This is a genomic window from Stenotrophomonas forensis, assembly GCF_028752115.1.
Taxonomy (GTDB): Bacteria; Pseudomonadota; Gammaproteobacteria; order Xanthomonadales; family Xanthomonadaceae; genus Stenotrophomonas; species Stenotrophomonas forensis.
Genome location: NZ_CP082270.1, coordinates 3,134,105 through 3,144,223, shown reverse-complemented (window position 1 = coordinate 3,144,223; position 10,119 = coordinate 3,134,105). Strand labels below are relative to the sequence as shown.

Here is a 10,119-nt window from a genome sequence, read left to right as displayed (position 1 = left end):
ACCCCCGGCGCTCGGTTATGCTCTCCCTCATGCCTCCCCCGGATCCACCGATGAGCGACTCCCCCCGCATCGCTTTCCTGGCCAGCACCACCGAACCGGCGCAGATGGCCCGCGCGGCGATGGTCTCGCGCTATGGCGACTACGCGCCCGAGCAGGCCGACGTGCTGTGCCCGCTGGGCGGTGATGGCTTCATGCTGCAGACCCTGCACCGGCACGGGCACCTGGGCAAGCCGGTGTTCGGCATGAAGCTGGGCACGGTCGGCTTCCTGATGAACCAGTACCGCGGCGACGATGACGTGCATGCGCGCATTGCCCGCGCCGAGCCGGCCAACCTGCGCCCGCTGGAAATGGTGGCGCTGACCGAGTCGGGTACCAGCACCGGTTCGCTGGCCTACAACGACGTGTCGCTGCTGCGCCAGACCCGGCAGGCTGCGCATATCGGCATCGATCTGAACGGCCAGGAACGCGTGGCCGAGCTGATCGGCGACGGCGTGCTGGTGGCCACCCCGGCCGGCAGCACCGCCTACAACTATTCCGCGCACGGCCCGGTGCTGCCGCTGGGCTCGCACACCATCGCGCTGACGCCGCTGGCTCCGTACCGACCGCGACGCTGGCGCGGGGCGATCCTCAAGGCCGATACCGAAGTGCGCTTCCGTGTGCTCGATCCCTACAAGCGCCCGGTCAGCGTGACCGCCGATTCGCACGAGACCCGCGACGTGGTCGAAGTGACCATCCGTGAGTCGAAGGACCGCCGCGTGACCCTGCTGTTCGACCCGGAGCACAACCTGGAAGACCGGATCCTGAGCGAACAGTTCGTTTTTTGAGGACAATGGGCGGCCGGCCGTGCCGACCGCTTGAAGGACCCCACCGATGGGCGACAACTCCCCCCGTTTGCTGACCGTCGCGGTGACCTCGCGCGCCCTGTTCGACCTCGAGGAAAGCCATGCGCTGTTCGAGAGCGATGGCGTGGCGGCCTACGCCGAATTCCAGCGCCTGCATGAGGACGACATCCTCGGCCCCGGCGTGGCCTTCCCGGTGGTGCGCAAGCTGCTGGCGCTGAACCAGGGCGCCAGCCCGGAAAATCCGCGCGTCGAGGTGATCCTGCTGTCGCGCAATTCGGCCGATACCGGCCTGCGCATCTTCAATTCGATCCAGCATTACGGTCTGGGCATCATCCGCGCGACGTTCACCGCCGGCGAGCCGACCTGGCCCTACGTGAAGCCGTTCGGCACCGACCTGTTCCTGTCGGCCAACCCGGAATCGGTGCGCAGCGCATTGCGCCATGGCATCGCGGCGGCGACCATCCTGCCCAAGCCGCCCGGCGAGACTGCCGCTGCGGCGGCCGACCAGATCGACACCGGTCGACCGGCCGGGCAGCTGCGCATCGCCTTCGACGGCGACGCGGTGATCTTCGGTGACGAGAGTGAGCGCATCTCGCGCGAACAGGGCGTGGAGGCGTTTGGCCGGCATGAACGCGAACGCGCCCGCGAACCGCTCAGCGGCGGTCCGTTTCGCGGTTTCCTGTCGGCGCTGCATACGCTGCAGGAGGTGTTCCCGGCGGGAGAGAGTGCGCCGATCCGCACCGCGCTGGTCACGGCGCGCTCAGCACCGGCCCACGAGCGGGTGATCCGCACCCTGCGTGAGTGGGGCGTGCGCCTGGACGAGGCGCTGTTCCTGGGTGGCCGCCACAAGGGCCCGTTCCTGCAGGCGTTCGGCGCCGATATCTTCTTCGACGATTCACAGCACAACATCGACAGTGCGCGCGAGCATGTGGCTGCCGGCCATGTGCCGCACGGTGTGGCCAACGAGGGGTAGGGTCAGGTAGTTGCCAACCAGGGTTGGCAACCACCGGGGCACTGCGCTTTGGTAGATGCCCACCTTGGTGGGCATGGATCCAGGACGGCGCCAACCAAGGTTGGCACCTACCAGGCCCAATGCGCCCACCAAGGTGGGCACGTACCCAAAGCAGCGCCATCGAAGGGGCATGACCCGTCACGGGCTGCCTGACATCCCCAGCTGCAGGTCCACCACCTTCCAGCGCAGACCCTGCGGCTCCAGCACCACCTTCAGTGGCGGTTGGCCAGGGCCGCGGTCGACGTCGACCACGAAGCGGTCCAGTGCTTCGAAGTGATGCTCGGCATTCTTCAGCGGCCGTGCCGGCTCGGTCGGACCGAAGGCATCGCCGCCCTGCAGTTCATTGCTGCCGCGCTTCCACAGCACGTGGCCCTGCAGCATTGCGCCAATCCCGGACGGGGTCACCATGGTGTCCACCGCGGCGCCGCCGAGCTGGTCACCCAGGCCGTAGAGCAGGGCGCCGAACGGGCTGGCCGCCACATCCGGGCCGGCCTGGCGCACCAGGTAGTCGTTGAGCTGCGCGCGCAGGCTGCTGCGCACGCGTGGGAAATCGACGTAGCGCTCCAACCGCGCGGTGTCGCGCTGCTCGATGGCCCTGGACAGGCCATGCACGGTCACGTATGGGCCGCCGAACCACCACGCGGACAGCGCGAGAACCACCAGGACCAGCACTGCGATGAGCTTCTTCATGCCGCCCAGACTGCCGCAAGTGAGGCGGCCAGTGGTGAATGGCGGGTGATGTGGCTCAGAACTCCAGGTCTAGCGCGGCGCACAGGTAGTCGACGAACGGGCCGAGTGCCGCCAGATCCTTGCCCAGCGTGGACAGCAGGCGCGGGCCGGTCATGGTGGCGTCGTCCAGCGAGCGCCACATCACCCAGTTGCGGTGCTTGAGGTCGTCGATGAACTCGAAATCAGCCGGGAAACCGCGCGGCGGCCGCACCAGCTTCTCGCTTTCCTCGAAGTCGAAGCGCTTGCGCAGCGCGGGCGCATGCGCGGCGGCCTTCCAGCTGCCCGGGTTGTCGAGGATGAAGTGGCGCACGCGACGCTGGGTTTCAGGCTCCGGATGCCACAGGCCGGCGCCGACGAAGCTTTCGCCCGGCTGCAGGTGCACGTAGAACGAGGGCGCGGCCACTTCGCGGCGACGCTCATGGAACAGCCGCGCACCTTGCCAGGTCTTGTAGGGCGATTTGTCGTTGGAAAAACGCGCGTCGCGATGGATGCGGAACAGCGAGCCACCGACGCCGCGGGTATCGGCGCGGAAATGGTCGCTGACCTCGGCCAACGCCGGCTGCAGGTCGCCGAGCAGGCGCAGGAACGGCTGCCGCACGTGGTCTTCGTACTGCTGGCGGTGGTCGTTGAACCATGCCTTTTCGTTATGCCGCGCCAGGCTGCGCAGGAACCTGAAGCTGGCGTCCGAGAAATAGGTACTCACAACGTCTCCTGCAGATGCTGGCCCCAGTCGCGCAGCGATTGCAGCAGGGCCTGGCGCCGCGCATCGTCGGGTGCATCGGCGGCCAGTGCATCAAGCTGCTGCTGGTACTGGGGCAGGTTGAGTTCACCCAGGCCGCCGTCTCCGAGCAGGCGCTGGCGGCGGTAATCCTGCCAGCGCTGGCGTTCAGCCGGCGCGAGGCTGCCGGGATGGTTGCGCGCACGGTAGCGGAACAGCAGCTCGGGCAGGCGCGGGTCGCGGAAACGGCCTTCCAGCTCGGCCAGCTGTTCCGGTGCGGTGGTGCGCGCCAGGGCAAGCAATGGCTTGTCGCCGTTGCCGAGGAAGCCGTCGTACAGCGAGGCGTCGACGTCGGCCACGGTGGCGGCGCGGGGCTGGTTGTAGACCTGGCGTGCCTTTTCGGCCAGCTGCGCGGCGAAAGGACGCAGCCGTTCGACCTTGGCCTCGATGGCCGCCACGTCCAGGCCCAGGCGTTCATGGTCGTCGGCGCGCAGGTGGTTCCAGGCGATCAGTGCCGGCACTTTGTTCAGGTGCACCTCCTTCAGCGGCACCCGCGCCACGCCTTCGGGCAGCTCGCTGGCACGCATGTACAGGCGCTGCGCGATCACTTCGGCCGGTAGTTCCAGCAGGTCGTCGATGTCGCCATCGAGGTCGAACACGATCACCCGGTTGTTGATGGTCGGGTGCACCGCCAGCGGCAGCACCGGCGCCGCGCACAGGCGGCTGGCCGGGTAGCGCATCGAGACGTGCAGCACCGGTTTCAACGCGGCGATGTCCAGCAGGCCACCGACGAAACGCTTGTCGCGAAGCTTCAGCGCGTACTCCCACAGGCGCGGCTGCGACTGCTTGAACAGGCGCGCCATGCCGATGGTGGCGCGCACGTCGGACAGTGCTTCGTGCGCATCGCCTTCGCGCACGTTGTTGGCTTCGGCCAGGTGTTCGAGCTTGAACGAGGTGGCGCCGTCTTCGCGCAGCGGCCACTGGATGCCGTCCGGGCGCATGGCGCGCATCAGCCGCAGCATGTCCAGCAGGTCCCAGCGCGAATTGCCGTTGCGCCACTCGCGTTCGTACGGGTCATGGAAATTGCGGAACAGGCCGTAGCGGATGAACTCGTCGTCGAAGCGCAGCGTGTTGTAGCCCAGTGCGCAGGTGCCGGGGCGTGACAGCTGTTCGTTGATGCGGTCGAAAGCCTCCGCTTCGCTGATGCCTTCGGCCATGGCCTGCTGCGGCGTGATGCCGGTGACCAGCGTCGCCATCGGTGAGGGCAGCAGGTCGTCGGCCGGGCGCACGAAGAAGCTGACCGGCGTTTCAATCTCGTTGAGGTCAGCGTCGGTGCGGATCGCCGCGTACTGCGAGATGCGCGTGCGGCGCGGATCCTGGCCGAAGGTTTCCAGGTCGTAGAACAGGAAGCTGTCGGCCATCAGTGCGCGCCCTCCAGGACCGGCAACTGCGCGTGGATCCGTGTTTCCAGCGCGGCCCAGTCGATGTTGTCCAATGAATCGTGGCCGGCGGTGGCGGCCACCAGCATGTCGCGCTGCAACTCGGTGCGGCGCAGCGCTTCGGCGTAGGGCGTGTGCAGGAAGGTGACCATCGTGTAATGCGGCACGAAGCGGGTCGGCCAGCGCCGCTGCAGTTCCTGCTCCAGTTCGCGCTGCAGCAGGAAGGCCGGGTCGGCCACGCGGTCACGCATTTCCAGGTAGTTTTCCAGCGCCATCTGCTGGATGGCGCGCGCGTTCGGCTTGCGCTCGGCCTCGAACGCGGCGAACGCACCTTGCAGATCATCCGCTTCCATCAGGTGGCGGGCCAGCGCCACGCAGTCCTCGAACGCGCAGTTCATGCCCTGGCCATGGAATGGCACCATCGCATGCGCGGCGTCGCCGATCAGCACGGCGCGGCCGCCCTGGTGCCAACGCTCCAAGGTGAGCGTACCGAGCAGGCCGGGTGGATGCTGTTCCCAGTCCGCACGCAGGTTCGGGATCAACGGCAGGGTGTCGGCGAACTCGCGCGCGAACAGCGCCTCTGCCTGCGCGCCGGTGTTGACGGTGGCAAAGCTGGGATCGCCCTGGTTCGGCAGGAACAGGGTGACAGTGAAAGTGCCTTCGTGGTTGGGCAGGGCGATGCACATGTAGTGGCCACGTGGCCAGATGTGCAGTGCATTGCGCTCGATGCGGAAGCTGCCGTCGGCGGCCGGCGGGATCTCCAGCTCCTTGTAGGAATGGTCGAGGAAGGCGATGTCCTCGCCCAGCGGCGCGCGCCGGTTCATCGCTGCGCGCAGGGCCGATCCGGCGCCGTCGGCACCGATCAGGGTGTCGAAGCGGATGTCGTGCGGGCTGTCGTCGCGGTCATCGATGAAACGCGCGTAGCCTGCGTCGAAATCGACGGTGTGCAGGCGGCGATGGAAGTGCACGGTCGCGCCAGCCTGTTCGGCCAGTTCCAGCAGCGTGGTGTTCAGGTCGCTGCGATGGATCGACCAGATCACCTCGCTGTCGTCGCGGCCGTAGCGCTGCAGCTGCGGTTCGCCCTCGCGCGGATGCACCATGCGCCCGCGCATCATCACCGCGCGCGCCATCACCTCGTCTTCCACGCCCGCCTGGCGCAGCGCGTTGCGCCCGCGCTCGGCCAACGCCAGGTTGATCGAACGGCCGCTTTCATAGTCGGCCACGCGCGGATCGCCGCGGCGCTCGTACAGGGTGATGCGCCAGCCCTGGCGTGACAGCAGGATGGCCAGCAGAGAACCGGCGAGGCCGGCACCGATGATGCTCAACGAGCGGGAGGCATGTGCGATCAACGAACTGTCCAGCAGTAGGGAAGGGGCGGGCTCAGAGGCCAGCCCAGGCTTCCACTTCCTCGACGAAATGGTGCACGTCCAGGTAGCGGTTGTAGAGCGGGGTGGGCGAAATCCGGATCACGTCCGGTTCGCGCCAGTCGCCGAGCACGCCGATGCCGCGCAGGTGCTCGAACAGTGCGCGGCCGCGCTCGCGGCCACCGATCACGCGCAGCGACAACTGGCAGCCACGGCGTTGCGGTTCGGCCGGGGTGATGATGTCCAGAACGCTCGACAGGCGCGCGCGCACCAGCGCTTCGAGCATGCCGGTCAGCGCCACCGATTTGCTGCGCAGGGCGTCCATGCCGGCGCGCTCGAACAGGTCCAGCGACGCACGCAGCGGTGCCAGGCCGAGGATCGGCGGATTGCTCAGCTGCCAGCCCTCGGCACCCGTGGCCGGGATGAACTGCGGCGCCATCTGGAAGCGGGTGGCTTCCTCATGGCCCCACCAGCCAGCGAAGCGTGGCAGTGTGCTGTCGCGATGGTGCCGCTCATGCACGAACGCGCCGGCCACTGCGCCCGGTCCGCTGTTGAGGTACTTGTAGTGGCACCACACGGCGAAATCGGGTGCGACGTCATGCAGGCGCAGCGGCAGGTTGCCGACCGAGTGCGCAAGATCGAAGCCGATCCGCGCACCCTGCAGGCGCGTGGCGCGGGTGATCGCATCGAGGTCGAAGGCCTGGCCGGTGCGGTACTGCACGCCGGGCCACAGCACCAGCGCCAGGCGTGGGCCATGCTCGGTGATGGCACGCTCGATCGCCGTGAGCGAGATCGTGCCATTGGCTTCATCCGGCTGCACTTCCACCAGGCACTCGGCGGGGTCGAAGCCATGGAAGCGGATCTGCGCTTCCACGGCGTGGCGATCGGTGGGGAACGCGCCGGCTTCCATCAGGATCACCGGGCGCTGCGTGGTCGGCCGGTAGAAGCTGACCATCATCAGGTGCAGGTTCACGCTCAGGGTGTTCATCGCCACCACTTCGCTGGGCAGCGCACCGACCACGCGGGCCAGTTGTGCGCTCACCAGGCGGTGGTAGGACAGCCACTGCGTCGGGCCGGTGAAGTGGCCTTCCACGGCCAGCTCGCCCCACTGCTTCATCACTTCCTGCACGGCTGCTTGTGCGCCGCGCGGCTGCAGGCCCAGCGAGTTGCCGACAAAGTAGGTCTGCTCGCCGCCACCATGGCGCGGAATCAGGAATTCGTTGCGCAGCGGACGCAGCGGATCGGCGGCGTCCAGGGCAATGGCGTGGGTGCGGCTGAGCAGGTCGGACATGGGCAGGCAACAGGCTGCAACGGGACGGCCAGTGTACCGCCTGGGGCGGCGTAGCCGGTGGCGGGGAGACGTGCATGTCGCCCAACCTGTAGAGCCGAGCCTACGCTCGGCTCGCGCCCCTCCAGCCGAGCGTAGGCTCGGCTCTACAACGGCGGATGGTCAACCAGCGGCCGCCGGTGCCGGCAGCGGGTCCACATGCCCGCAGGCGCTGCAGGTACGCAGCTCCAGGCTGGAGTGGTAGCGCGCGAAGACCTTGGGCAGGTCGGTTTCGATGTTCTGCAGCGGGAAGAACTCTTCGTGCAGCTTGTGATTGCAGCGCTCGCAGTGCCAGATCACGCCGTCCAGCTCATGCGGCAGGCGCTTGCGCTCGACTACCAGGCCGACACCGCCGGGCGGGCGCCGTGGCGAGTGCGGCACCTTTCCCGGCAGCAGGAAGATCTCGCCGGCGCGGATCGGAATGTCGCGCACCGCGCCATCCTCCTGCACCTTCAGCACCATCTCGCCCTCCAGCTGGTAGAACCACTCCGGGCCTTCGTCGTAGTGGTAATCGGTGCGCGAGTTCGGCCCGCCGACCACCATCACGATGAAATCGCCGTTGTCGATCATCTTGTTGCCCACCGGCGGCTTCAGCAGGTGGCGGTGTTCTTCAATCCAGGCGTGCAGGTTGATCGGCGAAGCGAGCATGATCGGTTTCCCTTGGAGGTCAGTCGCGCTTGCCCTTGCGCGGCACGTAGGACAGCGCCTTTTCGTAGGCGGGCTGCAGCTCTTCCGGCGCGCCGACGTCGATGCCCATTTCGCGCACACGGCCGTCCTTCAGGCTGTAGACCCAGCCGTGCACCATCAGCTTCTGGCCACGGGCCCAGGCATCCTGCACGATGGTCGAGCGGCACAGGTTGGCGACCTGCTCGATCACGTTCAGCTCGCACAGGCGGGCATGCTTGAGTTCGTCGGTCTCGATGGCGTCGATGATCGCGGTGTGCTTCTGCATCACGTCACCGACGTGGCGCAGCCAGTTGTCGGCCAGGCCGACGCGGGTGTTGTGCAGGCAGGCGTGCACGCCACCGCAGCCGTAATGGCCGACAATCAGGATGTGCTTCACCTTCAGCTGGTCCACCGCGTACTGCACCACGCTCAGGCAGTTCAGGTCGGTGTGCGCGACCACGTTGGCCACGTTGCGGTGCACGAACACTTCACCCGGGGCCATGCCGATGATCTGATTGGCCGGCACGCGCGAATCGGAACAGCCGATCCACAGGTATTCCGGGTGCTGCTGCTTGGCCAGCTGGTGGAAGAACTCGGGGTCTTCCTTCTCGATGCGGTCGGCCCAGTCGCGGTTGTTCTGCAGCAGCTTGTGGATGTCTTTCATGTTCGGGTCCCTGGCGTCGGGTGAGGGCTCGCCGCAACCCTCTGGCTGCGTCGTCGCGGGAAGCGGTTGCGTTCAGTCGCTGCGGGCGGCCTGTTCGCGGTGCCAGCGCATCCACTGCGCCAGTTCCTGGGAAGGTGGGGTGGCCAGCGCGTCCAGTGCGGCAATCACCGCCTGCTGGTTGGCCTCCGGATGGTTCTGGCTGAGTTTCAGCTTCAGCTGCACGTGTTCAACCTGGAAGCGGAAGCCGATGATGGCGCGCAGCTCCGGGCCATGTTCGGTGCGCGCGGCATCGAACTGCCAGGCCTGGCCGACGCTGGCTTCGAAGCGGTCGCTGATCGCGCCGACCAGCTCGGCCAGTGCAGCGGTATCGTCGAAGGTATGCAGCTGGCCGCGCAGTTCTGCCGCAGCGTAGTTCCAGGTGGGCACCCGCGCGGCGGGCTCCTTGTCCGGGTACCAGCTGGCCGAGACGTAGCCATGTGGGCCATCGACCAGCACCTTGGCCGCGCCACCGTGGCGCGACTGCGGGTTGGTACGGGCCCAGTGCCCGCGCAGCTCGATACGCTCGCCATCACGCCGGTACAGCACCGGCATCCGGGTCAGCTCCGGCAGGCCGTCGCTGCCCAGGGTGAGCAGGGTCACGAACGGGTCGCGCGCCAGCAGGCGGTCCAGCCAGAGCAGGTCGGTCTCGGCGAAGGCGCGCGGGGTGAACATGCGCGGGTCAGGCGCGCCCGCCCAGCGACTGGATCATGCGTCCCCGCAGGCCTTCATCGCTGTCGGCGTGCGGCGGCTGCACTTCATGCAGGCTGAAGCCACGCACCAGTGCGTCTTCCTCGTCCAGGCCGTCGTACTCGACGAACTCGGCATCGAACAGCTGCGAACGGGCGGTGTCTTCGCTGTCATAGCTCAGCGTGTTGCCATCGCTGTCGAGCACTTCGGCGGTGCCGGCCGGGCGCACGCGCAGGCGTGCCCAGATCAGGGTGTTGCCGAGGCTGGCCAGCCACCAGCTGTCGCGCGAGGCGGTGATGTCATTCATGGATGTGTTACCAGAGCGAGGCCAGCCAGAGCAGGGCGGCCATGCCCAGTCCGGCCAGCAGGGTCAGCAGCGATACCCAGGCCGGGGTCGCCAGCCCGGACAACGAGCGGTCCGGTTGCTGGCGATAGTCGCGGCGCAGCAGCCAGGCCAGGGCATCGGGCTTGAGGAAGGCGCCACTGCCGAAGCGCTCGGCGAGCGCCGGATGGCGATCGCGCACGTGCACCAGGGTCAGTGGCCAGAAGATCACGAAGGCACTGAACCCGGCCACTGCAACGCCGACGAAACAGAGGGCGAAGAACAGGGTCATGGGGGCAGTACCTCCGTG

The 10,119-nt window shown here is 67.7% G+C and carries 12 protein-coding genes; 2 read left to right on the top strand and 10 right to left on the bottom strand.

Annotation, left to right across the window (positions count from 1 at the left end):
- Positions 1–50 precede the first annotated feature (50 nt).
- Together K5L94_RS14615 and K5L94_RS14610 are read left to right on the top strand one after the other, a co-directional pair.
- On the top strand, positions 51–824 hold the full coding sequence (locus K5L94_RS14615; RefSeq protein ID WP_053511333.1) for an NAD kinase: 774 nt from the start codon (positions 51–53) through the stop codon (positions 822–824).
- A gap of 46 nt (positions 825–870) precedes the next feature.
- Complete coding sequence (locus K5L94_RS14610; RefSeq protein ID WP_274510743.1) at positions 871–1,815, top strand: 5'-nucleotidase; 945 nt, start codon at positions 871–873, stop codon at positions 1,813–1,815.
- Between the two features lie 177 nt (positions 1,816–1,992).
- Here K5L94_RS14610 and K5L94_RS14605 read toward each other — a convergent pair whose 3' ends face one another.
- The 10 genes from K5L94_RS14605 to K5L94_RS14560 all read right to left on the bottom strand — a co-directional run bounded on the left by K5L94_RS14605 (position 1,993) and on the right by K5L94_RS14560 (position 10,101).
- A complete protein-coding gene (locus K5L94_RS14605; protein ID WP_274510742.1) occupies positions 1,993–2,544 on the bottom strand; it encodes a DUF2939 domain-containing protein in 552 nt (183 codons plus the stop codon).
- 55 nt (positions 2,545–2,599) lie between these two features.
- Positions 2,600–3,286 (bottom strand): DUF2461 domain-containing protein, encoded by a 687-nt coding sequence (locus K5L94_RS14600; RefSeq protein WP_049458753.1) that lies wholly within the window; start codon positions 3,284–3,286, stop codon positions 2,600–2,602.
- Entirely contained in the window at positions 3,283–4,722 is a 1,440-nt protein-coding gene (gene sbcB / locus K5L94_RS14595) for an exodeoxyribonuclease I (protein WP_274510741.1), read from the bottom strand. The genes K5L94_RS14600 and sbcB overlap by 4 nt, the downstream gene beginning before the upstream one ends.
- Complete coding sequence (locus tag K5L94_RS14590) at positions 4,722–6,089, bottom strand: FAD-dependent oxidoreductase (protein ID WP_053511336.1); 1,368 nt, start codon at positions 6,087–6,089, stop codon at positions 4,722–4,724. The genes sbcB and K5L94_RS14590 overlap by 1 nt, the downstream gene beginning before the upstream one ends.
- Before the next feature lie 31 nt (positions 6,090–6,120).
- Positions 6,121–7,395 (bottom strand): kynureninase, encoded by a 1,275-nt coding sequence (gene kynU / locus K5L94_RS14585; protein WP_053450227.1) that lies wholly within the window; start codon positions 7,393–7,395, stop codon positions 6,121–6,123.
- Between the two features lie 159 nt (positions 7,396–7,554).
- Complete coding sequence (locus K5L94_RS14580) at positions 7,555–8,079, bottom strand: 3-hydroxyanthranilate 3,4-dioxygenase (protein ID WP_164086334.1); 525 nt, start codon at positions 8,077–8,079, stop codon at positions 7,555–7,557.
- Between the two features lie 19 nt (positions 8,080–8,098).
- The gene (can, locus tag K5L94_RS14575) at positions 8,099–8,761 is read right to left on the bottom strand and encodes a carbonate dehydratase (RefSeq protein WP_006453004.1); all 663 of its coding nucleotides are present in this window, start codon (positions 8,759–8,761) and stop codon (positions 8,099–8,101) included.
- Between the two features lie 72 nt (positions 8,762–8,833).
- Positions 8,834–9,472, bottom strand: coding sequence for an FMN-binding negative transcriptional regulator (locus K5L94_RS14570; protein WP_274510740.1), 639 nt, complete (start codon positions 9,470–9,472; stop codon positions 8,834–8,836).
- A gap of 7 nt (positions 9,473–9,479) precedes the next feature.
- Positions 9,480–9,794 (bottom strand): hypothetical protein, encoded by a 315-nt coding sequence (locus tag K5L94_RS14565; RefSeq protein WP_271261904.1) that lies wholly within the window; start codon positions 9,792–9,794, stop codon positions 9,480–9,482.
- Positions 9,795–9,801: 7 nt separating this feature from the next.
- Complete coding sequence (locus tag K5L94_RS14560) at positions 9,802–10,101, bottom strand: hypothetical protein (RefSeq protein ID WP_005417403.1); 300 nt, start codon at positions 10,099–10,101, stop codon at positions 9,802–9,804.
- Positions 10,102–10,119: the final 18 nt, after the last annotated feature.